General features: G+C 36.0%; 24 protein-coding genes. 20 read left to right on the plus strand and 4 right to left on the minus strand.

Annotation, left to right across the window (positions count from 1 at the left end; genetic code table 11):
* Positions 1-114: 114 nt before the first annotated feature.
* The 4 genes from Q0Q99_RS10980 to Q0Q99_RS10995 all read left to right on the plus strand — a co-directional run bounded on the left by Q0Q99_RS10980 (position 115) and on the right by Q0Q99_RS10995 (position 3,673).
* On the plus strand, positions 115-1,083 hold the full coding sequence (locus Q0Q99_RS10980; protein WP_293895701.1) for an electron transfer flavoprotein subunit alpha/FixB family protein: 969 nt from the start codon (positions 115-117) through the stop codon (positions 1,081-1,083).
* Positions 1,084-1,245: 162 nt separating this feature from the next.
* Positions 1,246-1,872, plus strand: a complete 627-nt coding sequence (locus tag Q0Q99_RS10985) for a bifunctional nuclease family protein (protein WP_293895704.1) — start codon at positions 1,246-1,248, stop codon at positions 1,870-1,872.
* Positions 1,873-1,894: 22 nt separating this feature from the next.
* Positions 1,895-2,719, plus strand: coding sequence for a thymidylate synthase (locus Q0Q99_RS10990; RefSeq protein WP_293895707.1), 825 nt, complete (start codon positions 1,895-1,897; stop codon positions 2,717-2,719).
* A gap of 9 nt (positions 2,720-2,728) precedes the next feature.
* Positions 2,729-3,673 (plus strand): energy transducer TonB, encoded by a 945-nt coding sequence (locus Q0Q99_RS10995; RefSeq protein ID WP_293895710.1) that lies wholly within the window; start codon positions 2,729-2,731, stop codon positions 3,671-3,673.
* A gap of 58 nt (positions 3,674-3,731) precedes the next feature.
* Here Q0Q99_RS10995 and Q0Q99_RS11000 read toward each other — a convergent pair whose 3' ends face one another.
* Positions 3,732-4,028: an isoamylase early set domain-containing protein gene (locus tag Q0Q99_RS11000; RefSeq protein ID WP_293895713.1), complete on the minus strand. Its 297-nt coding sequence runs from the start codon at positions 4,026-4,028 to the stop codon at positions 3,732-3,734.
* Positions 4,029-4,267: 239 nt separating this feature from the next.
* Between Q0Q99_RS11000 and Q0Q99_RS11005 the strand changes: the two genes are divergently transcribed.
* Genes Q0Q99_RS11005 through Q0Q99_RS11020 form a run of 4 tightly spaced genes read left to right on the plus strand, consistent with a single transcriptional unit; the run spans position 4,268 to position 6,601 of the window.
* On the plus strand, positions 4,268-4,606 hold the full coding sequence (locus tag Q0Q99_RS11005; protein WP_293895716.1) for a 2TM domain-containing protein: 339 nt from the start codon (positions 4,268-4,270) through the stop codon (positions 4,604-4,606).
* Positions 4,603-5,088: a dihydrofolate reductase gene (locus tag Q0Q99_RS11010; RefSeq protein ID WP_293895719.1), complete on the plus strand. Its 486-nt coding sequence runs from the start codon at positions 4,603-4,605 to the stop codon at positions 5,086-5,088. The genes Q0Q99_RS11005 and Q0Q99_RS11010 overlap by 4 nt, the downstream gene beginning before the upstream one ends.
* 49 nt (positions 5,089-5,137) lie before the next feature.
* On the plus strand, positions 5,138-5,869 hold the full coding sequence (ubiE, locus tag Q0Q99_RS11015; protein WP_293895722.1) for a bifunctional demethylmenaquinone methyltransferase/2-methoxy-6-polyprenyl-1,4-benzoquinol methylase UbiE: 732 nt from the start codon (positions 5,138-5,140) through the stop codon (positions 5,867-5,869).
* Between the two features lie 21 nt (positions 5,870-5,890).
* Complete coding sequence (locus Q0Q99_RS11020) at positions 5,891-6,601, plus strand: porin family protein (protein ID WP_293895725.1); 711 nt, start codon at positions 5,891-5,893, stop codon at positions 6,599-6,601.
* A 14-nt stretch (positions 6,602-6,615) separates the two neighbouring features.
* Here Q0Q99_RS11020 and Q0Q99_RS11025 read toward each other — a convergent pair whose 3' ends face one another.
* Positions 6,616-7,350, minus strand: coding sequence for an RNA methyltransferase (locus Q0Q99_RS11025; protein ID WP_293895729.1), 735 nt, complete (start codon positions 7,348-7,350; stop codon positions 6,616-6,618).
* 37 nt (positions 7,351-7,387) lie between these two features.
* Here Q0Q99_RS11025 and Q0Q99_RS11030 point away from each other — a divergent pair, with 37 nt between their 5' ends.
* From Q0Q99_RS11030 to accD, 3 genes are all read left to right on the plus strand, one after another.
* Positions 7,388-9,925, plus strand: coding sequence for a BamA/TamA family outer membrane protein (locus Q0Q99_RS11030; RefSeq protein ID WP_293895731.1), 2,538 nt, complete (start codon positions 7,388-7,390; stop codon positions 9,923-9,925).
* A gap of 48 nt (positions 9,926-9,973) precedes the next feature.
* Entirely contained in the window at positions 9,974-11,041 is a 1,068-nt protein-coding gene (fbaA, locus tag Q0Q99_RS11035; RefSeq protein ID WP_293895733.1) for a class II fructose-bisphosphate aldolase, read from the plus strand.
* Between the two features lie 74 nt (positions 11,042-11,115).
* Positions 11,116-11,970 carry an acetyl-CoA carboxylase, carboxyltransferase subunit beta gene (gene accD, locus Q0Q99_RS11040; RefSeq protein WP_293895736.1) on the plus strand — a complete coding sequence of 285 codons (855 nt, stop codon included), beginning with the start codon at positions 11,116-11,118 and terminating at the stop codon, positions 11,968-11,970.
* Between the two features lie 167 nt (positions 11,971-12,137).
* On the opposite strand, the gene Q0Q99_RS11045 is transcribed toward accD, so the two are convergent.
* Complete coding sequence (locus tag Q0Q99_RS11045; protein ID WP_293895739.1) at positions 12,138-13,391, minus strand: ABC transporter permease; 1,254 nt, start codon at positions 13,389-13,391, stop codon at positions 12,138-12,140.
* Positions 13,392-13,562: 171 nt separating this feature from the next.
* Between Q0Q99_RS11045 and purH the strand changes: the two genes are divergently transcribed.
* From purH to rodA, 6 genes are read left to right on the plus strand one after another with little or no spacing between them, the layout of a single operon-like run.
* On the plus strand, positions 13,563-15,089 hold the full coding sequence (gene purH / locus Q0Q99_RS11050) for a bifunctional phosphoribosylaminoimidazolecarboxamide formyltransferase/IMP cyclohydrolase (protein ID WP_293895742.1): 1,527 nt from the start codon (positions 13,563-13,565) through the stop codon (positions 15,087-15,089).
* A 53-nt stretch (positions 15,090-15,142) separates the two neighbouring features.
* On the plus strand, positions 15,143-16,171 hold the full coding sequence (locus Q0Q99_RS11055; protein WP_236397682.1) for a rod shape-determining protein: 1,029 nt from the start codon (positions 15,143-15,145) through the stop codon (positions 16,169-16,171).
* 55 nt (positions 16,172-16,226) lie between these two features.
* Entirely contained in the window at positions 16,227-17,054 is an 828-nt protein-coding gene (gene mreC / locus Q0Q99_RS11060; protein WP_293895747.1) for a rod shape-determining protein MreC, read from the plus strand.
* Entirely contained in the window at positions 17,047-17,553 is a 507-nt protein-coding gene (locus tag Q0Q99_RS11065; protein WP_293895750.1) for a rod shape-determining protein MreD, read from the plus strand. Before mreC ends, Q0Q99_RS11065 begins: the two co-directional genes overlap by 8 nt.
* Entirely contained in the window at positions 17,550-19,484 is a 1,935-nt protein-coding gene (gene mrdA / locus Q0Q99_RS11070; protein ID WP_293895753.1) for a penicillin-binding protein 2, read from the plus strand. The genes Q0Q99_RS11065 and mrdA overlap by 4 nt, the downstream gene beginning before the upstream one ends.
* Before the next feature lie 11 nt (positions 19,485-19,495).
* Positions 19,496-20,755, plus strand: a complete 1,260-nt coding sequence (gene rodA / locus Q0Q99_RS11075) for a rod shape-determining protein RodA (RefSeq protein ID WP_293895756.1) — start codon at positions 19,496-19,498, stop codon at positions 20,753-20,755.
* A gap of 68 nt (positions 20,756-20,823) precedes the next feature.
* On the opposite strand, the gene Q0Q99_RS11080 is transcribed toward rodA, so the two are convergent.
* Positions 20,824-23,094 carry a carboxy terminal-processing peptidase gene (locus Q0Q99_RS11080; RefSeq protein WP_293895759.1) on the minus strand — a complete coding sequence of 757 codons (2,271 nt, stop codon included), beginning with the start codon at positions 23,092-23,094 and terminating at the stop codon, positions 20,824-20,826.
* Between the two features lie 199 nt (positions 23,095-23,293).
* Between Q0Q99_RS11080 and surE the strand changes: the two genes are divergently transcribed.
* Genes surE through Q0Q99_RS11095 form a run of 3 tightly spaced genes read left to right on the plus strand, consistent with a single transcriptional unit; the run spans position 23,294 to position 25,822 of the window.
* Positions 23,294-24,067, plus strand: coding sequence for a 5'/3'-nucleotidase SurE (surE, locus tag Q0Q99_RS11085; RefSeq protein ID WP_293895792.1), 774 nt, complete (start codon positions 23,294-23,296; stop codon positions 24,065-24,067).
* Between the two features lie 4 nt (positions 24,068-24,071).
* Positions 24,072-25,193 carry a lipid-A-disaccharide synthase gene (gene lpxB, locus Q0Q99_RS11090; RefSeq protein ID WP_293895762.1) on the plus strand — a complete coding sequence of 374 codons (1,122 nt, stop codon included), beginning with the start codon at positions 24,072-24,074 and terminating at the stop codon, positions 25,191-25,193.
* A gap of 38 nt (positions 25,194-25,231) precedes the next feature.
* A complete protein-coding gene (locus tag Q0Q99_RS11095) occupies positions 25,232-25,822 on the plus strand; it encodes a C40 family peptidase (protein ID WP_293895765.1) in 591 nt (196 codons plus the stop codon).
* The last annotated feature ends 5 nt before the right edge of the window (positions 25,823-25,827 follow it).

Here is a 25,827-nt window from a genome sequence, read left to right on the forward strand (position 1 = left end):
GAAATGAAAATCCTTTTTAAAGGATTGCCCGAAGCAGAGCGAAGGGAAATCAGACTTTAAAAAGATTGTAATGGAAAGCCCGGCCGAAGGCAACGCCCAAAAAATAAACAGAATATGTCATTATTAATATATGCTGAATCAGCAGACGGAAAATTTAAGAAAGTAGCTTTTGAATTGGCTTCTTATGCCAAAAAAGTAGCTGAATCTTTAGGAACAACGGTTACAGCAGTAACGCTAAACGCGGGAAATGTTTCCGATTTGTCGAAATACGGCGTAGACAAAATATTGAAAGTGTCTAATGATAAATTGACCAATTTCAATGCAAAAGCTTTCGCCGATGTTGTTAAACAAGCTGCCCAAAAAGAAGGTGCTAAGGTAATTTTACTATCGTCTACAACGGACAGTTTATATATGGCACCAATAGTTGCAATTGGCTTAGACGCGGGATTTGCGTCTAATGTGGTTGGTTTGCCTTTGAGCACTTCGCCTTTTCAGGTAAAAAGAAATGCTTTTTCAAACAAAGCATTTAATATCACTGAAATCAATACCGAAGTTAAAGTATTAAGTCTTGCCAAAAACTCTTATGGTGTATTTGAAAGCGCTTCGTCTGCAACCGAAGAAGATTTCGCACCAAGTTTAAACGATGCTGATTTTAATGTAAAAGTAGAATCGGTAGAAAAGACTTCCGGAAAAGTAACCATTGCGGATGCAGATATCGTAGTTTCTGGTGGTCGCGGATTGAAAGGTCCCGAAAACTGGCATTTCCTTGAAGATTTGGCAGCATCTCTTGGTGCTGCAACAGCCTGTTCAAAACCGGTTTCCGACTTAGGTTGGCGACCTCACAGCGAGCACGTTGGGCAAACAGGAAAACCAGTGGCTGCGAATTTATATATTGCGGTTGGAATTTCGGGAGCGATTCAGCATATTGCCGGAATCAATTCATCTAAGGTAAAAGTTGTTATCAATACTGACGCGGATGCTCCTTTCTTTAAGGTTGCCGATTACGGAATCGTAGGCGATGCATTGGAAATCCTTCCGAGATTAACCCAAAAAATAAAAGAGTTTAAAGCTCATAACTCATAAAACCAATATTATTTCATTAAAAGAGCCACCAAGAAATTGAAGGCTCTTTTTTTATACATTCCGTTTTAGAAGCAAAAACTTTTTGTTACTTTGCAGTCCATTTAATTTACAATAAATTAAAATCCAGGATACAATCGAAATCTGGCTTTATACTTAAAAATAATGAGTTTAGTAAAATTAACTATAAAGGGAATTTCCTATAGTCAAACGCAGAACGGCGCTTATGCCTTGATATTAAATGAAGTAGATGGCGAAAGAAAATTGCCTATAGTTATTGGTGCTTTCGAAGCACAATCTATTGCGATAGCTCTTGAAAAGGAAATAAAACCACCACGTCCTTTGACTCACGATTTGTTTAAAAGTTTTGCCGACCGATTTGATATTGTAGTAAAACAAGTGATTATACACAAACTTGTTGACGGTGTTTTCTATTCGAGCATTATTTGCGAAAGAGATAAAATCGAAGAAATTATTGACGCCCGAACTTCGGATGCTATAGCGTTAGCGTTGCGTTTTTCGTCTCCGATTTTTACCTATAAAAACATTTTGGACAAGGCCGGGATTTACCTCAACAATCCCACAGAGCTAGAAAATCAAAATCCTGATGATGAAGGCGTGCTTTCTACTCCGGAAACTTTTGGATTGGATGTTGAAGGTAATGCTTCGACCGATGTTTACAAAAGCATGAGCCTCTCAGAACTGCATGAAGATTTGGAAAAAGCAGTACAAAACGAAGATTATGAAAAGGCAGCGAAAATTCGTGATGAAATTTCAAAACGCGAGTCTTAAATAGACGTTATACTTTTTAACAATGAAACAATATCACGATTTAGTGCGACACGTTTTGGAAAACGGTTGCCAAAAAGGAGACAGAACCGGAACCGGAACCAAAAGTGTTTTTGGTTACCAGATGCGGTTTGATTTGAACGAAGGTTTCCCAATGGTAACTACAAAAAAACTGCATTTGAAATCGATTATTTATGAATTGCTTTGGTTTTTAAAAGGCGATACTAACATTAGTTATCTTCAGGGAAATGGTGTTAAGATTTGGGACGAATGGGCCGATGAAAATGGTGATTTAGGTCCTGTTTATGGGCATCAATGGCGCAACTGGAACAGCGAAGAAATTGACCAGATTACTGAATTGATTGATACGTTGAAGAAAAATCCAAACAGCCGACGTATGTTGGTTTCAGCCTGGAATCCTTCTGTTTTGCCAGACACTTCAAAATCTTTTGACGAAAATGTAGCCAACGGAAAAGCAGCTTTGCCTCCATGCCATGCTTTTTTTCAGTTTTATGTAGCCGACGGAAAATTGTCTTGCCAACTTTACCAGCGAAGCGCTGATATATTCCTTGGCGTTCCCTTCAACATTGCATCTTATGCATTGTTTACCATGATGATTGCGCAGGTTTGCGAATTACAAGTTGGTGAATTCGTCCACACTTTTGGTGATGCACACATTTATAACAACCATTTTGAACAAGTGGAATTGCAGTTGTCACGCGAACCGCGTCCGTTGCCGAAAATGATCTTAAATCCAGAAGTGAAAAACATCTTTGACTTTACTTTTGACGATTTTACTTTGGTGGATTACGATCCGCATCCACATATTAAAGGAATTGTAGCGGTGTAAATCTTAACTATGAAAACAAAGACATTACTGCTTTTCATTCTTTTTTCTAATTTTTTATTAGCACAAAATCCAGTTAGTCGCATATTTTATCTAGATTCTCTGGGAAATGAAACCGAAGAAGGAAAACATAGATATTATCGCATCATAAAAGATTATTTTACTACCAAACCTTTGCATGAGTTTACGGATTATTATCAAAACGATACTATACAGATGAAAGGACATACATCATCTGTCGACAAAATCATTAAGGATGGTCGATTTATATATTACTACGAGAATGGAAAAAGAAAAATGGTGGCAAATTATCAGGAAGATCGTTTGGTTGGCAAAGAATTCAAATGGTATGAAAACGGAAACAAGAAATCGGATGTAGAATATACACTTTCTGATGATAGACTGGAACCTTCTAATCTTATAGTAAATCAATATTGGGATAAAGATGGGCAGCAAAAAGTTACAGATGGCAATGGTGATTTTGAAGACTCAGATGACTCTTGGATTGCGGGCGGAAAAGTATTTAATGGTAAAAAAACAGGCGAATGGAAAGGCGAAGACAAAAATAGAAAAATTACTTTTGTTGAAAATTATAATGATGGCAAACTGATTTCAGGAATTAGCACAGATCAATTAAATATACAGTATACTTATGATAAAATCCTGATAAAACCTAAACCAAAAAAAGGGCTTGACCATTTTTATCATTATATTGGAAGTCACTTCAGCTATAGTAAAGAATCGGAGGGCAAGACAGGGAAAATTTTTATTTTATTTTATATTGAAAAAGATGGTCATGTCTCAGATTGTAAAATTTTAAGAGGTATTGGCTTTGGACTTGATGAAGAAGCAATTAGACTTATATCTAGATATAACGAATGGGAAAGTGGAAGCTATAGAGGCATAAAAACCCGATTTTCATATACAATTCCAATCTCTATCCAATCACCATATTAAAAAATCCGTCCCGATAAAATCGAAACGGATTTTTAAACAATAAACCTAAACCAAGAATTTATAGTGCTAACACACTATTTTCTGCTCCTGCAAATTCGTTATACGCATAACTATCTGCTTCCGGATCGTTTACATAAGTACCGTCAACTAAATATTTGAACTCAAAAGAATTGTCTTTTGGTAAATCAAAAGTAGCTTTAAAAGTTCCTGTCTTTAGTTTCGATAATTCACCTGCTGCTGGATTCCAATTATTGAAATCACCAACTACTGAAGCAGTATTTGCTTCTTTTGCTTCGATTGAAAAGGTAACTTTAACAACCGGCTTTGTTTTTATAACTTGTTTTTTAATAGCCATAACTAATTCATTTATAGATTACTGAGGACAAAGTAAAGCATTAGTTTCATACCATTTACAAGCGAAATCATTTTTAAGAATTTGCTAAAAAGTATGCCAATTAAGAAGAAGATGTACAATTAAAAGCACTTTTAATTTTGTATCTGTGATTAAGAAAACGATTTCGAACGATGATATGTTAAAATCACATTTCGCCATTATAAAAATAAATTCTACCTTTAAGCCACAAATTTTGTCTTATGGAAGCAGAACAACACGAATTATATGAATATGCCAGAGATAGAATTAAGCAAAAAAAACGCTTGTTTTATCATTTTGTATTGCTCTGCATTGGCTCTGTTTTTTTAATTGTGGCGAACCAATGGCTCGGGCTGTATCCTGAAAAGATATGGTGGACATGGGCGATTGCTGTTTGGCTTTTCATCTTTATACTTCATGTTATCAAAGTTTTTGTGATTAATAACTTCATGAATAAAAATTGGGAAAGAGAACAAGTCGATAAACTAATGCTGAGACAAAACAAAAAAGTCGAAAAATTAAAAAACGATTTAGAAAATTCAAAACCAGCAGCAGAATGATTACACTTATTGCTGCTGTTGCCGAAAACAATGCGCTTGGCAAAGACAACCAACTGCTTTGGCATTTGCCGGATGATTTCAAACGATTTAAAAATATAACTTCGGGGCATTATATTATCATGGGACGAAAAACGTTTGAAAGTTTCCCAAAACCCTTACCCAACAGAACCCACGTTATTATTACGCATCAAAAAAATTACACAGCGGAAAACTGCATCGTGGTTGATTCATTAGAAAAAGCGATTGCCATTTGTCCACAAGGAGAAGAAATATTTATTATTGGCGGTGGAGAAATCTACAGTCAATCGATTGAAATAGCCGATAAACTCGATATCACAAGAGTACATCACACCTTTGATGCTGATACTTTTTTCCCTGAAATCGATTTGGAAAAATGGGAATTAACTTCCGCCGAATTTCATCCAAAAGACGAAAAAAACCAATTCGACTTTACGTTTCAAACTTATTTGAGAAAATTTTAGAGAACTCCTCCAATCAAAATATTGGCTTATATTTGTCGAAAATTCAAGCATGTCAAAGATTATCACGCCATACAAAGACTCTACATTGGGCAAAAAAGAACAGGTTACCCAAATGTTTGATAACATATCAGGGAACTATGATGGCCTGAACAGGGTTATATCGCTTGGTATCGATGTGAGATGGCGAAAAAAAGTAGTTTCCTTAGTTGCAGAAAAAAATCCACAAATCATTCTTGACATTGCTACCGGAACTGGAGATCTAGTGATTATGATGGAAAATACTTCTGCCAAAAAAATTATTGGACTTGACATATCTGCGGGAATGCTTGAGGTTGGCAAGCAAAAAATTGAAGCCAAAAAGCTATCCGATAAAATAGAAATGGTTTTAGGAGACAGCGAAAACATGCAGTATCCTGATAACTATTTTGATGCCATCACGGTTTCGTTTGGGATTCGGAATTTTGAAAATCTGGAAAAAGGGTTAGCTGAAATCTACAGGGTTTTAAAGCCCAACGGGATTTTTGTGATATTGGAAACTTCGGTTCCGACTAAGTTTCCGTTCAAACAAGGATATACATTTTACACTAGATTTATTTTGCCTATTATCGGAAAAATTTTCTCGAAAGACAATAATGCTTATGGTTATTTATCCGAATCGGCTGCGAATTTTCCTTTTGGAGAAGCTTTAAACAATATATTGCGTAAAATTTCGTTTATAGATTGTAAAGCTATGCCTCAGACTTTTGGTGTTGCTACAATTTATACAGCAACCAAAAAATGAAATTGACTTTTGAGTAACAATATGAAAAAAATAGTTGTTCTATTACTTCTACTTTCTTTAAATGCCAATGCACAATTGGGCAAAAGTATGTTTACCAAAGATCCGATAATTAATCTGGAGAATTTTGATAAGCAACGTGTGTATTGGGGTTACTTTTTGGGGTTCAGTACTTTTGATTTCAAAACCGATTTCAAAACAAATCCAACATCTGATAGAAATATCGATGTCAAAGGCCATTCCGGTTTTAACGTTGGATTAGCTGGCGTGCTTCGTCTTCATGAATATGTAGAATTGCGGTTTGAACCCGGACTGTATTACGCAAGCAGAACGCTGAGCTATTCCCAATTTACAAACGATAGAGACGGTGTCAGAGAAGTAAAAGCTACTTATATAGATTTCCCATTGATATTAAAGTTCTCTTCTTTGAGAACAGGAAATGTCAGGCCTTATCTTCTTGGCGGTTTATCTTCAACACTAAATCTATCGAGCAATTCAAAATCTAAAGACGATAATTTAGAACAAAAATTTAGGGTAAAACCGTGGACTCAAAATTACACTTTGGGTTTTGGTGTTGATTTATATTTCGAATACTTCAAATTCTCGCCTTCTATCCGTGGTGTATTCGGGCTAAAAGATGAATTGATTCGCGATACAGATCCCAATAGTCCATGGACAGGAAATATCCAATCGATGAAGACCCGTGCGGTACTCATCAATTTTACATTCCACTAAGATTCAGAACCAATTCACAATAGCGTATTCCTTCTGAATTCACTCAGGAGAATAGCGGTTGCAGTTGCTACGTTTAGACTTTCCGCTTTTTGTATGTCACCAAATCTAGGAATGGTAATTCTGTTTCGTATACTTTTTTCCAATACGGCAGAAATTCCATTGGCTTCATTTCCCAAAATCAGAATAGCTTCCTTTGGTAACGTTTCTTTATAAAGGTTTTCTCCATGCATAAAAGTGCCGAAAACAGGAAGCGGACTTTGTAAAATATATTCATTCAAATCAACATAATTAACCTTTACGCGGGTAATGGAACCCATCGTAGCCTGAATTACTTTTGGATTATACACATCGACGGTTTCCTGGGAGCATAACAATTGTGTAACGCCAAACCAGTCACAAAGCCGAATGATGGTTCCTAAATTCCCAGGGTCACGAATAGCATCTAAAGCAACAATTAATCCGTTAGTATCTATTTTGGTTTCTGTTGGGATTTTAAAAATAGCCAAACAGGAACTCGGCGAACTTAAAGCTGAGATTCGCTTCATATCTAATTCCGTTATCGCTGTTTTTTGAGTAATGGATACATGTTCAAAAACAAGTTCCGTTTCGAATAAATGTTCAAGCACAAAATTTGATGCTAACAATTCCTGTATTACTTTTACACCTTCGGCAATAAACAAACTATGTTCGGCTCTATATTTTTTATGCTGAAGGCTTGTAATTAACTTTATTTGGTTTTTACTAACCATAAAATAATGTATTTTTGAATTAAATATTTCGCAGCACTTGAAAAAGAGTATCACAAAAATATCATTATTTATTCTAATTGGGCTAATTATCTTTGGTTGCAACACCAGAAAAAGGGTTCCTGACGGTAAAAGCCTCCTCACCAAAAACAATATTATTGTTGACGGTAAAAAAAACACCGATGAAGATGTTTTCAATCAGTTGTATCAAAAACAAAACAGCTCAATTCTTGGTTATCGCCTGCGATTGAATATTTACAATTTAGCCAAACAAAAAACGGACTCCATTTATAGAGCCAAATTTGCTAATAACCCAAAAAAATATTTCCGGAAAGTTAAATGGCTTTCCAAAAAACAAGTCAAAAGATTAGGTGAGTCTTTTTGGTATTCGGGCATTCATAATTTCCTGAGAAAAACGGGTGAAGCACCTGTAATTTTAGATACTCTTAGCACTAAAAAATCGGTTAGACGCTTGAAGTCTTATTTTTATACCCGTGGTTATTTTGATGTTGCGGGTAGTTACAAAATTGACAGCATTTCCCGAAAAAAAGTAAAACTACGCTATGACCTCGTAAAAGGAATGCCTTATATAATTGACACTATTAATAGTCATATCTCGAGCGTGCCATTAGATTCTATGTATCAATTGAGGAAAAGAAGTTCGTTTATAAAATCGGGCAAGCGACTTGAATATTCTAATTTTGATGCTGAAAAAGCAAGAATTACTGAGGATTTCAGGAACAATGGTGCCTTCCGTTTTCAACAAAATTATGTGACTTATGTTGTTGATACAACAAAAAGTAAGCATCTCGCCAACGTAGATTTAATTATTGAAAATGAATCTCTCCGGGTTGAAGACAGCGTGTATAGCATTCCTTTTGGACTATATAAAATAAGTAAAGTCAACATTTTTACTGACCATAGTCCGGCCAATCAAAATGCTGCGATAAAGGACAGCACTGTTTACAGAGATTTTACTTTATATAGTGTTAAAAAGTTGAGATACCGCCCAAAAGCGATTACTGACGGCATTTTTGTCACCAAAGGCAATTATTTCTCAGACAATAAAACAATGCTGACTTCAAAATACCTGAGTAATCTTCAAGTTTTTAATTACCCATTGATTCAGTATATTGAGGATAAAAATCAAAAAAATGGTTTGATTGCAAACATTTATTTGTCACCAAGAAAAAAACACACCTTTGGTTTTTCCACTGATTTTATTCATTCTAACATACAGGATTTTGGAGTATCTGGAAATGCATTTCTGCGCATCCGAAACGTGTTTAATGGTGCTGAAACTTTTGAAATTGGAACCAGAGGAAGCGTTGGCGCTTCAAAGGATTTTGCCAATCCGAACCATAATTTCTTCAACATTTCGGAGATTGGAGCTGATGCCAAATTGAATCTCCCGAGATTATTTTTGCCTTTTAATACAGACAAAATCATTCCTAAAACCATGATTCCGTACACTACAATTAGTGTGGGTTATTCCAAGCAAACCAACATTGGATTAGACAAACAAAATTTTACCAGCTCGCTGGTTTATAGTTGGACACCAAGAAAAAAAACAACCTTGCGTTTTGACCTGTTTAATATTCAGTTTGTAAAAAATATAAATCCGGGAAACTATTTTAATGTCTACCGTTCCTCTTTTAAAGCTCTAAATCAATTTGCAATTAACTATGGCGCTAATCCGGGTTATTTTGATACTAATGGTAATTTAATAATTAATGACGGTGTCAATAGTTTTCTGAACGATGTTAATAATGGCGTGATTGTTCCTTCTGCCGGTGATGTTAAAGCCATTAACAGCATTTCGGAACAAAGAGCAAGATTAACAGAAGACAATTTAATTGTTGCTTCGAGTATTTCCTATTTAAAAACTTCGCAAAAAGATTTATCAGATAACACATTTTATGCTATTAAAGCAAAGGTAGAATCAGCCGGAAATTTAATGTCTTTAATTGCCGGAGCCTCCAAACAAACCGAAAACGGTTCGAAAACTGCTTTTGGCGTAGCATTTTCACAATACATTAAAACCGAGTTTGAGTACATTAAACATTGGGATTTACAACGCAGAAAAATAATTGCGGCCAAGGCTTTCATAGGCGTAGCAATTCCTTATGGGAACTCTAACAGCGTCCCTTTTTCCCGAAGTTATTTTGCCGGAGGAACAAACGATATCCGCGCTTGGCAATCTTATGGTTTAGGTCCCGGGAAAACTGGCTCGGTCAATGATTTTAATGAAGCCAACATGAAACTGTTGTTCAGTACAGAATTCCGTTTTGGCATTTTTGGAAAACTAAATGGCGCTTTATTTGTTGATGCCGGTAACATTTGGAATGTGAGTGATATTGTTACGAATCCTGAAGCTACATTTACAGGCTTCAAATCTTTAGAAAACATTGCTGTTGGTTCTGGATTTGGATTCAGATATGACTTTAACTTTTTTGTAATCCGTTTGGATTTAGGTTTCAAAACATACAATCCTGCCAATCCTGAAAATGAAAAATGGTTTAAGGAAATACGCTTTGACAAATCGGTTATAAATATTGGTATTAATTATCCTTTCTAAAATTAGAAATTATTATTTTTGTAAACTTAATTTTAAACAATACAAACAATGGCTCATAATATAAAGCCGGGAGTAGCAACTGGAGATGAAGTTCAGGCAATTTTCGCTTACGCCAAAGAAAAAGGATTTGCGCTTCCTGCGGTAAACGTTATTGGCTCAAGTACTATCAACGGTGTTTTGGAAACTGCTGCAAAATTAAAAGCGCCGGTTATTATTCAATTCTCTAATGGTGGTTCTGCCTATAATGCAGGAAAAGGACTTTCAAATGTTGGTGAAAAGGCAGCCATTGCCGGAGGAATTGCCGGAGCAAAACACATTCATACTTTAGCCGAAGCGTATGGTGCCACCGTAATTCTTCATACGGACCATTGTGCCAAAAAATTACTGCCTTGGATTGATGGTTTATTGGATGCTTCTGAAAAGCATTTTGCAGAAACCGGAAAACCACTATATTCTTCACACATGATTGATTTGTCGGAAGAGCCAATCCATGAAAACATCGAAATCTGTAAAACCTATTTGGCGCGTATGAGCAAAATGGGAATGACGTTGGAAATTGAATTAGGAATCACCGGCGGCGAAGAAGATGGCGTTGACAATTCAGACGTTGACAGCTCAAAATTATATACCCAACCTGATGAAGTAGCCTATGCTTATGAAGAGTTGATGAAAGTTTCCCCAAGATTTACCATCGCAGCGGCTTTCGGAAATGTACATGGCGTTTACAAACCGGGAAATGTAAAACTGACTCCGAAAATCCTGAAAAATTCTCAGGATTATGTTCAGAATAAATTCAATACAGTCCACAATCCAGTTGACTTTGTTTTCCACGGTGGGTCGGGTTCTACCTTAGAAGAAATCCGAGAAGGAATCTCTTATGGTGTAATCAAAATGAATATTGATACCGATTTACAGTTTGCTTTCACCGAAGGTATCCGTGATTATATGGTTAACAATATCGATTACTTAAGAACACAAATAGGAAATCCCGACGGAGCAGATTCGCCAAACAAAAAACACTACGATCCAAGAAAATGGATACGCGAAGGCGAAATGACTTTCAACAAAAGATTAGAGCAGGCATTTGCCGATTTGAATAACGTAAACACTTTATAAATTTCAAATTACGAATTACGAATTACGGCTCAACTGCTAATTCGTAATTCGTAATCGATAATTCTCAATTACTTATGGCTTGGTTTAAAAGAACAGAAAAAGGTATCACTACCGCAACCGAAGATAAAAAAGACGTGCCAAAAGGACTTTGGTATAAATCGCCAACAGGAAAAATTATTGATCAGGACGAACTGGCAAGAAATCTTTGGGTAAGCCCGGAGGATGACTTCCACGTTAGGATTGGCAGTAAGGAATACTTCGAAATCTTGTTTGACAACAATGAATTCAAGGAATTGGATGCTAAGATGACATCTAAAGATCCATTAGGGTTTGTGGATACTAAAAAATATTCAGACCGTTTGAAAGACGCGATGGACAAAACAGGACTAAAAGATGCTGTTAGAACGGGTGTTGGAAAATCAAAAGGAAATGATTTGGTTGTTTGCTGTATGGATTTTGCTTTTATTGGTGGTTCAATGGGTGCTGTCGTTGGTGAAAAAATTGCTCGTGGTATTGATTATTCCATTAAAAACAAAGTGCCTTTCGTGATGATTTCAAAATCGGGTGGCGCACGTATGATGGAAGCGGCCTATTCGCTGATGCAATTAGCGAAGACTTCAGCAAAATTAGCTCAATTAGCGGAAGCCAAAATTCCGTATATCTCTTTATGTACGGACCCAACAACCGGAGGAACAACTGCATCTTATGCTATGCTTGGTGATGTAAACATTTCGGAACCTGGCGCGTTGATTGGTTTTGCCGGGCCAAGGGTTGTTCGTGATACTACCGGAAAAGATTTGCCGGATGGTTTCCAAACGGCCGAGTTTGTCTTAGACCATGGTTTCCTTGATTTTATAGCACCAAGAAAAGAACTGAAGGATAAGATTAATTTATATATTGATTTGATTTTGAATCAAAACATTCGATAAGTTTCCCAATCAAAATATAGAAACACAAAGTTTAAGCTTTGTGTTTTTTTGTTACATTCCACTTCTAATTGACTCACTGAATCAATCTAGTCGCAAAGCTGAAATCGCTGTTTTGAGATTAAGGGGAGGAAGCCGGTGGGCTTCAGGTACGCAAACTTTAGTTTGCTTTATATCCCACTTCTAATCGCTTCCACCGGATCTAGTCGTGAAGCAGAAATGGCAGGAAGGATTCCTGCAATTAGCCCAATTATAGCAGCCAAACTTGTTCCCAAGATAATATTACCCAAGCCGAGTACAAATTCAAAGTCGAGGACTTTGGTTAAAATAGTGGCAATTATCCAGACTAAAAGCAATCCCACAATGCCACCTATTACACAAAGAATAATTGCTTCGAAAAGAAACTGAAAAAGGATAAACTTGTTTTTGGCACCCATTGATTTCTGAATTCCAATTAAATTAGTTCTTTCTTTCACCGAAACAAACATGATATTGGCAATTCCGAAACCGCCAACCAAAAGTGAAAACAAACTGATAATCCAACCACCGAATTTCAAATTTGAAATTACGCCGTCAATTAAGTCGGTGAAGCCGGAAAGTATATTGATGAAAAAATTGTCTATTTCTCCTTGTTTTACACCCCGGTAGTTGCGGAGTTTTTGAGAAATCTCACCCTTTAATGCGTCTATATCCGCTCCTTTGTCGGGCTTTATAACAACTACAGGAAGTACATTTTGGTTATTATCACCGTAAAGGCTTCGAAGAAAACTGGATGGGAAAAATGCAGAGGTATCATCGCCACCGCCTATATCCATTCCGGACCCTTTCTTTTTCGTAACGCCAATAACGGTAAAACGCTGACCATACATTCGAATCGTTTTTCCAATTGGATCTGCATTCTCAAAAAGCTGTTCCGAGATATCGTGACCTAAAACTACCACCTGCTTCCCTGAATTTGATTCTAGTTCATTAAAAAATCTTCCTTCAGAAAACTCCATTCTTTGGATATCTGTAAATTCAAAGGTAACACCCACCATATTTACATTGGAAACGGTTTTCGATTCAAACTTTATATTCTGACCGCCCGTAAAATACTGGAAACAAGAATTTTCAACATTATCCAACGACGATTTTAAATATTGGTATTCATCATATTTAACATTTGGGAACTGTTCTCTTTTCCAGCGTGGAATATCACTTGGCCCAAAAGACTGGCTGGTCAAATAAATCGTGTTTTTGTCCAAAGTACTCAAATCAGATTTTATTTTTTTATCCAATGAGTCAACAGCGGCCAGCACCGCAATGATAGAAAAGATGCCAATAGTCACACCCAATAAAGAAAGCATGGTCCGCAGTTTATTGTTGCGTAGCGCATTCATGGCAAAAGCAAAACTTTCTTTGAGTAGTCTAAAGTAAAGTAACATTGAGGTGGGTTTATGGTGTTGTGAATTTCGATAAAAATAATGAAAATTATCGCTATTTTCCAAATTGCCTTATAGGTGTTATAAAGTAAAAAAATGTTACAAAAAAGTTGAAATCAGATTGCTTCGTTCCTCGCAAAGAGCTACTTTTGTTCGCACACACACAACTACACAATGAGCACTACAAAAACAATCAAATCGGCACTGATTTCAGTCTTTTCGAAAGACGGATTAGAGCCGATAGTTCGCAAACTACACGAACAAAACGTCATTATTTATTCTACAGGCGGAACAGAAGAATTCATCAATAACTTAGGAATTCCTGTGGTTCCTGTTGAAGAAGTTACCTCTTTTCCGGAAATTCTTGGTGGAAGAGTGAAAACATTACACCCAAAAATCTTTGGCGGCATCTTAAACCGTCAGGACAACGAAACGGATATTGCGCAGATGAAGGATTTTGAAATCCCACAGATTGATTTGGTGATTGTTGATTTGTATCCGTTTGAAAAAACAGTTGCTTCAGGCGCAAGTGAAGCAGATATTATTGAGAAGATTGATATTGGCGGAATTTCGTTGATTCGGGCTGCCGCCAAGAATTTTAATGATACTGTTATCGTGGCTTCGGTAAATGAATATTCGATTTTGCTGGGTTTCATTTCAACCCAAAACGGAACTACAACTTTGGAACAACGAAAACTATTGGCAACCAAAGCCTTTCATGTTTCTTCCCATTATGACACGGCAATTTTCAACTATTTTAATACTGACGAAACGATATTCAAAACCAGTATTGACAGCGGTCAGATATTGCGATATGGCGAAAACCCGCATCAGAAAGGTTTCTTCTTTGGCGATTTTGATAAAATGTTTACCAAAGTCCATGGCAAGGAATTGTCATACAACAACCTGCTGGATGTTGACGCAGCAGTAAACCTAATTTTGGAATTTAAAGATAACGAACCAACATTTGCCATTTTAAAACATAACAACGCTTGCGGATTGGCGACGAGAAACACTATGCTAGCCGCTTATTTAGCCGCATTGGCCTGTGACCCAACGTCTGCTTTTGGCGGCGTTTTGATTGCGAATGGCAAAATAGATTTGGCTACAGCCAAGGAAATAAACAGTTTGTTCTGTGAGGTTGTCATTGCTCTGGATTATGATAACGAAGCGATTGCAGTTTTATCCGAAAAGAAAAACAGGATTATATTGATTCAACACGAGGTCGAATTGCCAACCCGTCAGGTGCGAACCGCTTTAAACGGATTATTGGTACAAGACAGAAATAACATTACCGACTCAGAATCAGGTTTAAAAGTCGTTACCAAAACCGCTCCAACCAAGCAGGAAATTGACGATTTATTATTTGCTTCAAAAATTTGTAAAAATACCAAATCAAATACAATTGTGTTTGCAAAAAACAGTACATTAGTGGCATCAGGAACAGGTCAGACTTCAAGAGTCGATGCGTTAAAACAAGCGATTGAAAAAGCAACAACTTTTGGCTTTGATTTGAATGGTGCAGTGATGGCGAGCGATGCTTTTTTCCCTTTCCCGGATTGTGTTGAAATTGCCCACAATGCTGGTATTACTGCTGTTATTCAGCCTGGTGGTTCGATAAAAGACGCGTTGAGTATTTATTTTTGCAACCAAAATAAAGTTGCAATGGTATTTACCGATACACGTCATTTCAAACATTAATTTGTTTAACTTTGTGCGTTAAATTTTTATAAACATTAACCCTACTACAATCTATGGGATTTTTTGATTTCATGACCGAGGATATTGCAATTGACCTTGGTACCGCAAACACACTGATAATACACAACGATAAGGTTGTAATTGATAGCCCGTCAATTGTCGCCAGAGATCGAATATCAGGAAAAATTATTGCTGTTGGAAAAGAAGCCAACATGATGCAGGGAAAAACCCATGAGAACATAAAAACCATACGTCCTCTAAAAGATGGGGTTATCGCCGATTTTGATGCGTCTGAAAAAATGATCAGTATGTTCATCAAAAGCATTCCGGCCTTAAAGAAAAAAATGTTTACTCCAGCACTTAGAATGGTGGTTTGTATTCCTTCCGGAATTACCGAAGTAGAAATGCGTGCGGTAAAGGAAAGTTGCGAACGTGTAAACGGAAAAGAAGTTTATCTTATTCACGAACCAATGGCTGCGGCAATTGGTATTGGTATCGATATTATGCAGCCAAAAGGAAACATGATTGTAGATATTGGTGGTGGAACAACAGAAATTGCAGTTATCGCTTTGGGCGGAATTGTATGTGATAAATCAGTTAAGATTGCGGGTGACGTTTTCACGAATGATATCGTTTATTATATGAGAACACAACACAATTTATTTGTGGGTGAAAGCACTGCAGAAAAAATCAAAATAACTATCGGTGCGGCAACTGATGATTTAGAAACGCCACCTGATGATATGTCAGTTCAAGGTCGTGATTTATTGACCGGTAAACCGAAACAGGTTGAGGTTTCGTATAGAGAAATTTCCAAAGCATTAGACAAATCTATACAGCGTATTGAAGATGCGATTATGGAAACCTTATCGCAAACACCACCAGAATTAGCAGCCGACATATACAACACTGGAATTTATCTTGCTGGTGGAGGTTCAATGTTGAGAGGATTGGACAAACGTATTTCGCAAAAAACAGATTTGCCGGTATATATTGCGGAAGATCCATTAAGAGCTGTTGTCCGTGGAACCGGTATGGCGCTTAAAAACATTCCGAAATTCAGAAGCATACTTATTAAATAGTATTCTGTACTACGTTTTCAGTTCAGTTTCCACTATACATTTATACAGCTAAACCATGCAGCAAATAGTTAATTTTGTACTTAAAAACAGTAATCGCTTACTGTTTTTGCTGCTTTTGGTATTATCGCTTTCGCTGACTATTCAGTCCCATTCTTATCATAAAAGTAAAATCATAAGTTCTGCTAATTTCTTTACCGGCGGCATTTATCAGAGGGTTAACAATGTTGATGAATACTTAAATCTGAAGTCTCAAAATGATGAATTAGCAAAGGAAAATGCCAGATTAAAATCAATGTTATTTAATCAGAAGGACACTACAAAACTTCCGCAGATAGATTCAATAAAAGGTGTTAAGAAAATGGATATTGTTGTTTCAAAAGTAATTCACAACTCCTATAGTATACTGGAAAATTATATCACAATTAACAATGGTGCAGCTTCGGGAATCAAACCTAATATGGGTGTAATTAATAGTGCGGGAATAGTGGGAATTGTAGATAAAACTTCAAAAAACTATTCCACCATCATCAGTGTTTTAAATGTGAAATCTCAAATCAATGCCAAAATTAAGAAATCAAATCACTTTGGTTCTTTGGTTTGGAACGGAAAAAGTACAGGTTTTGTCCAGTTGATTGACGTTCCCCGATTGGCCGGAGTCCGTAAAGGCGACACCATTGTTACCGGAGGTCAGTCTATCATATTCCCTGAGAATATTGGAATCGGAACTATAGACAAAGTATACATAGACAACGAAACCAATTATTACACTTTGGACATCAGGCTGTTTAATGACATGACAAATCTTGGACATGTTTATATTATCAAAAACAAGGACACCGAAGAAATAACCAATTTGGAAAATCAAAGTAAGAAAGATGAATAGTGCCTTATTAGGAAATATTTCGCGTTTTATCTTGTTGCTTGCGGCACAGATTTTAATATTCAACAGAATTGATCTTTTTGGCTTTATCAATCCGTTTCCTTATGTGCTATTTATTATTTTATTCCCTGTAAATGGTAATAAATCAGGATTATTGGTTTCCAGTTTTTTTTTAGGATTACTGATGGATATGTTTTGGAATTCGGGCGGCGTTCATGCTGCCGCTTGTTTGATACTTGCCTATTACAGACCCGCTATTTTTAAATTTTCCTTTGGTTTGAGTTACGAGTATCAAACCGTTAAACTCAATGATGTATTAACTCCGGAACGGTTTTCTTTTATACTGATTGCGGTTGTAATTCATCATTTTGTATTGTTTGTTCTGGAAGTTTTCAAAGTAAGTTTCCTTTGGGATATTCTGGTTCGAACGGTATTGAGCACAGTCTTTACAATTGTCACTTGTATTATCATTATCTATATAATTAAGCCAAGTAAGCGATGAGAAAGGTTTTGTTACCCACAATTATTTTTATCTGCACTATTTTACTTGTTTTACGTCTCTTTTATTTACAGGTAATTGATGATACATTAAAATTAAAATCGGATAATAATGCAATTAAAATAGCATATGATTATCCCGAGCGAGGTTATATTTACGACAGAACTGGTAAACTTTTGGTTGCCAATCAGCCTTCCTACGATATCATGGTTATCCCAAAAGACATCAAGGATTTAGACACAACCGAATTTTGTTCGTTGCTGAAAATTACTAAAGAAGATTTTCTTGCCAAAATTGCTAAAGCAAAAGTTTACAGTCCCAGACTTCCATCTGTATTTTTGGGTCAACTAAATAAAAAAGAGTACGCGGCTTTTCAGGAAATTCAAAGAAAATTTGTTGGCTTTTATATCCAGAAACGTGCTTTAAGAGATTATCAGGTAGCATATGGTGCAAATGTATTTGGGTTTATTACCCAGGTGAATGATAAGATTATTGCAAACAATAAGTATTATAATAGCGGCGATTTAATTGGAAGACAAGGCGTTGAAGAAAGTTATGAAGACTTTTTGCGTGGTGTCAAAGGCGTAAAATACATTCAAAAAGACAAGTATAATCGGGAAATTGGTTCTTATAAAGAAGGGAAATTTGATACCATTGCCGTTCAGGGAAGCGATATTAATTTGAGTATCGACGCAGAACTGCAAAAGTATGGTGAGGAATTAATGGTCAACAAACGTGGTGGAATTGTCGCCATTGAACCAAAAACAGGTGAGATTTTGGCTTTAGTTACTGCTCCATCTTACGATCCTGCAATTCTGGTAGGAAGGCAACGATCCAAAAATTACACTACTTTATATAAAGACTCTATTGCGAAACCATTGTATGACAGAGGATTATTGGCTGAATACACACCCGGTTCACCATTTAAAATCCTAACGGGATTAGTAGCTTTACAGGAAGGCGCCATTGATGAGAGCACTACTTTTTTCTGTCATCATGGATTCAGTTATGCACCAGGTCGTTTTATGAAATGCCATTGTCATGGAGGCGCGATGCAATTTCATAGGGGAATTTACGAATCTTGCAATACATTCTTTTCGAGTTCGTATATGAGAACCATTGATAAATATAACAATCCACCCAAAGGTGTCGATGTTTGGAGTAATCACCTGAAAAGTTTTGGCTTAGGGCAGTTTATGGGGTATGATTTACCAACAGGAAAAAAAGGCAACTTACCTACCTCAAAAACCTACAAGAAAATGTATCCGGGTTGGGGATGGTCAAGTAAAACAATAGTTTCTAATGCTATTGGTCAGGGGGAAGTTCTGATGACTCCGATTCAATTGGCAAATATGATTGCTGCAGTTGCCAATCGTGGTTATTATTATACGCCACATATTATCAAAAAAATTAAAGGTCATGCTATTGATAAAAAATTCACAACAAAACACATAACCACCATAGACAAAAAATATTTCGAACCTATGATTAGCGGATTATTTGATGTTTATAATTTAGGTACAGCACATGGTTTGAATGTGGAGGGAATTGACATTTGTGGAAAAACAGGTACGGCAGAAAATTTCGCAAAAATTAATGGTAAAAGAGTAAAACTTCAGGATCACTCTATTTTTGTGGCTTTTGCCCCTAAAGATAATCCTAAAATTGCTATTGCCGTTTTTGTAGAAAATGGTTATTGGGGAGCGCGTTGGGCGGGACCAATTACGAGTTTGATGATTGAAAAATATATCAAAAGGAAAATTACCAGAACCGATTTAGAAAAACGAATGCTGGAAGGCAGCCTTCAGGGTGAATACAATAAGTATTATTCAAATCCAATTGTAGATAGTCTGATTAAATCAAAAGTTAATGACGCCGTGAAATCAATTGTCATAAAACCAGAAGTTAAAGCAGATGTTGCTCCGGAAAATTAATTTTTAGGAAAATGAAAAATCAAAGTGTGACCAATAACCTGGACTGGGTAAGCATTGCCATCTATTTCCTTTTAGTGATTTTGGGATGGCTGAATATATATTCGTCTTCTTTGTCTTCAATAGAGCAGGAAACTTCGATTTTTGATTTCACCCAAATTTACGGTAAACAATTTATGTTTATCATCCTTACGATTCCTCTGATCTTTATAACGCTATCTGTTGAAGGTAAGTTTTATGAAAAATTTTCCAGTGTAATTTATATTATTGGATTATTGTCGTTAGCCGGTTTATTTGTTTTTGGAAAAACAATAAAAGGCCAGGCCAATTGGTACTCTTTTGGTTCCTTTGGTTTGCAACCATCAGAGTTTGTGAAAGCCGCAACCGCTTTGGCTTTAGCCAAATATTTAAGCGATGTTCAAGTCAATTTAAAAGACCTAAACAGGCAAATACAAGTGTTGGGAATTCTTTTTTTACCAATATTATTAATTGTTCCTCATGATCCCGGAAGTGCATTAATTTATAGTGTTTTCATATTGGTTTTATATAGAGAAGGATTACCTTCATGGTACGTTTGGACGGGTTTTATAGCCTTGGTTTTGTTTGTTTTGGCCTTAATTATAAAACCAATGGTATTAACAGGCATTGCTTTGGTCGTCATTTTTTTTCTATATTATAGAAGTCGAATCATAAACCGGAACTGGATTTTGAGTACCTTAATATTTGTGATGATTGGCGGCTTTGTTTTTTCGGTTGACTATGTTTTTGAAAATGTTTTTAAACAACACCACAGAGACCGATTTAATATTCTCTTAGGTAAGGAAGTTGACATGAAAGGCATTGGATACAATACTAATCAATCTGAGATTGCAATTGGATCAGGTGGCTGGTTTGGCAAAGGATATCTTGAAGGAACACAAACTAAAGGTGGTTTTGTGCCGGAACAACACACTGACTATATTTTTACAACGGTTGGCGAAGAATGGGGATTTTTAGGATGTCTTTTTGTAATTGCCCTGTTCCTTTGTTTAATAATGCGGATTATTTATTTAGCCGAACGGCAAAAAACCAAGTTTAGTCGAGTCTATGGCTATTGTGTCGCCGCCGTGTTGTTTATTCATTTTTTTGTGAATATCGCCATGGTTGCAGGTATTTTTCCAACCATTGGTGTTCCGTTACCATTCTTTTCCTATGGTGGTTCAGGGCTTTGGGGTTTTACTATTTTGCTTTTTATCTTCCTAAAAATGGATGCAAATAAAGTAAATGAATGGTAGTTTCCAATAAATAATAATAAAAGCGTCCCAATTAAATCGGGACGCTTTTTTTATTGATTATTTTATAATTAAGATTTTACTACTTTCTCCTTTTTAACTTTTTGAGTCAAACCTTTATTATTTTCTGATTGCAAATCGTTTAAAATATGAATCGCTTCTTCAATATAAATGTCTTTAGTCAAACTTTCGTGCCATCTGTCGCGTTTCTCTTTCAGTACTGTATCTCTACTCATTTCTTCAACTTCATAAGGTAGCGACTTAAATTCGAATGCATTTTTATAGTCAACAATTGGTTTGTATTTTTTGTTTTTTTCATCTAATGCTTTTTGTTCTGCCTTGAATTTATCGATGTTTAAGCTATACATGTTTTCTTTATTTCTTTCATCCAACCATTTCGCATTATCGTCAATCAGGTTCAGTTGAGCATTGTTACTCATTCGTTCTCTACTTTTTGTAATAGCTAAATCAAAATTATTTTGCTTATCCCAAACTTTATAATCAGCTGCATCAATTTTATCCCATGGCATGGCATTGTCAATATCCTTTTCTCCCATTTTCAGATAAGCATATCTGTCCGGAATAGCAATATCACTCTTCACTCCTTCTAACTGCGTAGAGCCACCGTTAATTCTGTAGAATTTTTGGGTAGTGGTTTTTAACGCACCTAAATCTCCATAAGTACTTCCACGAACGAACTGATTTAAATCTATTACATTCTGAACGGTTCCTTTTCCATAAGATTGTTTGCTTCCAATGATTACACCACGTTTATAATCCTGAATTGCCGCTGCTAAAATCTCTGAAGCCGATGCCGAAAACTCATTAATCATAACTACCAACGGGCCATCCCATTGCACTTTCGCATCTCTGTCATAAAGCACTTCCTTTTTTCCTGCAGCAGATTTAATCTGAACAATTGGTCCCTGCTCAATAAACAATCCGGCAATATCTACAACAGTTTTTAAAGAGCCACCTCCATTATCCCTCACATCCATCACAATTCCCTGAACTCCTTCTTTTTTCAAACGTTCTACTTCTATCGCAACATCCTTTCCGGCATCGCGACTGTTTTGGTCTTCAAAATCAATATAGAATTTTGGCAAATAAATGATTCCGTATCTAAAGCCATCTTTTTCTACGACACTTGACTTCACATAGGTCTCTTCAATTTCAACCTCGTCACGAATAATGGTAATCACTTTAATGGATCCATCTGTTTTCTTAACTGTCAAACGAACCTCTGTACCTTTTGGTCCTTTTATTTTTTTAACAACATCATCTAATCGCATACCCACAACGTCAATAGGTTCGCCATCTGCCTGAGCAACCTTCAGAACTATGTCTCCTGCTTCAAGTTCTTTCCCTCGCCAGGCCGGACCTCCGGAAATCAATTCAGTAATTTCGGTAAAATCATTTTTCTTTTGAAGGCGCGCACCAATTCCTTCTAGTTTTCCACTCATACTAACATCAAATTTTTCTTTTTCATTTGGCGCAAAGTAAGAAGTGTGTGGATCAAACCGTGAAGCAATAGCGTTTACATAAATAGAAAACCAATCTTCTCTATCCAAATCTTTTATAAAATTGAAGTTGTCATTCAAAGAGTTCAGCGTACTTTCTCTTGTCTCTTTTTCTAACTGCTCATAGGTTTTTGGGGCTTGATTTTTTCTTTTCTCAACTTCTGCAATAAATTTCTTTTCTGATTCAGGTGTAAGTTTATCGCCTTGATTTGCTCTAAAATCTTTCAATTTTTCTTCCAAAGTTTTGCCTTTATCCTTTGCTAAATCTTCTTCTAGTTTTTGTTTCTCAACCAACGATGACAGCGTAGATAATTTCACTTGCTGACGCCATCTTTCTTTCAATTCCTGAACATTTTTCGAAAATGGCAATTTCTCGTAATCTGTATTTATAGATTCGATTTTCTTATAATCAAATGGTTTTTCAAGAGCTAATTTATAGTAAGCTTTACTTTCTTCCATTCGTTGCATTAGCCGGCTATAAGTCACATCAAAAAAAGTCAAATCCTTGTTTTTGATTTGGTCATCAATTTGAGTTTCATATTTGGCAAACTCATCCATATCCGATTGTAAAAAAAATCGTTTTGATGGGTCTAAAGCATTCAGATAATCTTTGTAGACACCTTTTGAAAAGGTATCGTCCACAGCAGCTGGATTATAATGCCCCTTCTCTATAACAAACGTCAATAGTTCTATCAGCATTTTATCCTTCTCAGGATCAGAAGATTTTTCTTTGGGCATAAAGCTCCATAAACCCACTGATAAAGCGGTAATTACCAGGAGTGTTTTATAATTCCTTTTCATATATTGAATTAGTTTAATCATTAAATTTTGGTCTAAAGTAAACAAAAAACTAGGTGAAGTATTTCTTGCTCCGATAAATTTTTGTTAAAAGTCATTATTTTAGCGATTTGCGATATTGAGCAGGCCAAAGTTATGAAAATGTAAACATCTAAATCTTAAAAATAGTTTAATTTTGTCTGCCGATAAGTCGTACAAATTGTACTCGTTACATAAATTAAAAATTATGAATATAAAACCAACAATTTTAGTAACCAATGATGATGGCATAAATGCTCCGGGAATTCGTGCTCTGATTTCGATTATGGCTGAAATAGGCGAAGTGATTGTTGTGGCACCTGATAGTCCACAAAGCGCAATGGGTCACGCGATTACTATTAATAACACACTGTATTTAGATAAAATTTCAACTAAAAACGCAGCAATCACAGAATATAGTTGTTCAGGTACACCAGTAGATTGTGTTAAGTTGGCAGTAAACGAAATTTTGAAAAAGAAACCCGATTTATGTGTTTCGGGAATTAATCACGGATCAAATTCTTCCATCAATGTAATATATTCTGGAACGATGAGTGCCGCTGTAGAAGCCGCAATTGAAGGAATTCCTGCTATTGGTTTTTCCTTATTGGATTATGACTGGAACGCTGATTTTGAGCAAATAAAACCTTTTATCAAAAAAATCGCTTTAGAAGTTTTAGAAAAAAAACTATCAGACGGAACTGTTTTAAATGTTAATTTTCCTAAACTAAAATTTGAGGAAATTAAAGGAATTAAAATTTGCCGACAGGCAAAAGCTATTTGGATGGAGAAATTTGACAAACGACAAACGCCTTTTGGCAAGGACTATTATTGGTTGTCGGGAGAATTCGTAAACCAAGACAAAGGTGAAGATACTGATGAATGGGCACTTTCAAATGGATATGTTTCCATAGTTCCCGTGCAGTTTGATTTAACGGCGCATCATGCTATTGCCCAATTGAATACCTGGAATTTATAAGACTATGAAATATTATATCATTGCAGGCGAAGCTTCGGGCGATTTACATGGTTCTAATTTGATGAAAGCACTTTACAAAGAAGATGCTTCTGCTGATATCCGATTTTGGGGTGGCGATTTGATGCAGGCTGTTGGCGGAACTTTAGTGAAACATTATCGTGAACTGGCATTTATGGGCTTTGCGGAAGTGGTGATGAACCTGAAAACCATTTTGAATAATATTAAAATCTGTAAAACTGACATCGAAAAATTTAATCCCGATGTAATTATTTTTATCGATTATCCGGGTTTCAATATGCGCATTGCTAAATGGGCAAAGTTAAAAGGAATAAAAACACACTATTATATTGCGCCACAAATTTGGGCATGGAAAGAAAATCGTATTAAAGCGGTAAAAAGAGATTTTGACAAACTGTTCGTCATTCTTCCATTTGAGAAAGACTTTTTTGAAGTAAAGCATCATTTTCCTGTGGAGTTCGTTGGTCATCCGCTAATTGATGCAATTCACAATAGAACGAAAACCGATGAAGTTTCTTTTCGTAAAGAAAATAATCTGGACGAAAAACCAATCATTGCCATCCTGCCGGGAAGTCGAAAACAGGAAATTTCGAAAATGTTAAGCGTAATGTTGAGTATAGTCACTGATTTCCCGGAATATCAATTTGTAATTGCCGGTGCACCAAGTCAGGAATATCATTTTTACACGCCATTTTTGACTACTGAAAACGTGAAATTTATTTCGAATAAGACATATGATTTACTAAGTATTGCAACGGCAGCCTTGGTAACTTCCGGAACGGCGACTTTAGAAACGGCGCTATTCAAAGTGCCCGAAGTTGTTTGTTATAAAGGAAGTTGGGCTTCGTACCAAATTGCAAAAAGGGTGATTACCCTAAAGTACATTTCGTTAGTAAATTTGATTATGGATGAAGAAGTGGTGACGGAACTTATTCAGAATAAATTCAACACAGAAAATTTAAAACGAGAGCTTTCTAAATTATTGGATGAAAAACACAGAAATGCACTGTTAAAAAAATATGACGACTTGGAATTGAAGCTCGGCGGCGTTGGCGCAAGTGAAAAAACCGCCAAAATAATCGTTAAAGTGATTAAAAGTTTGGTTTAAGTGCAAAAAATGCTATATTTGCGAACCAACCTTAGTGAATGAAAAACATATTTAAAGTAGCGCTTCTTTCAATTGTATGCTCTGGCAGTACTTTTGCCTCCGATACAATGACTGATGTTATTTTAAAAAAAGTTACTACTTCAGGTACTTCGACAAAGGGATTTAATACCGATCCAAAGAAAAAAAATCCTATACTCAACGATAAAAATGCAACCGATATTTTTATTGAAAACAATACGGACAGTTATCTGGCGGTTCAATTGATTAATGTTGCTTCGGAAAATTTAGGTACTAGTTATCGGGCGGGCGGAACAACTGCTGCAGGCTTTGACTGTTCGGGTCTAATGTATTCTACTTTCAAAAAATTTGATATTACACTTCCGCGTTCATCATATGAAATGGCATACACAGGTACAGTTGTTGAACAAAATCAAGCTAAAAAAGGAGATTTGATTTTCTTTATAAATAGAGGTCAAAGTAGAATAAACCACGTAGGAATGATTGTTGAAGTAAACGACGGCGTCATTAAATTTATTCATTCTTCAACTAATGGCGGTGTTATAATTTCTTCTTTAAAAGAATCTTATTACGATAGGACTTTTAAACAAATCAACAGAATTATACAATAATTTTC

The organism is Flavobacterium sp. (assembly GCF_025352425.1).
Classification (GTDB): Bacteria; Bacteroidota; Bacteroidia; order Flavobacteriales; family Flavobacteriaceae; genus Flavobacterium.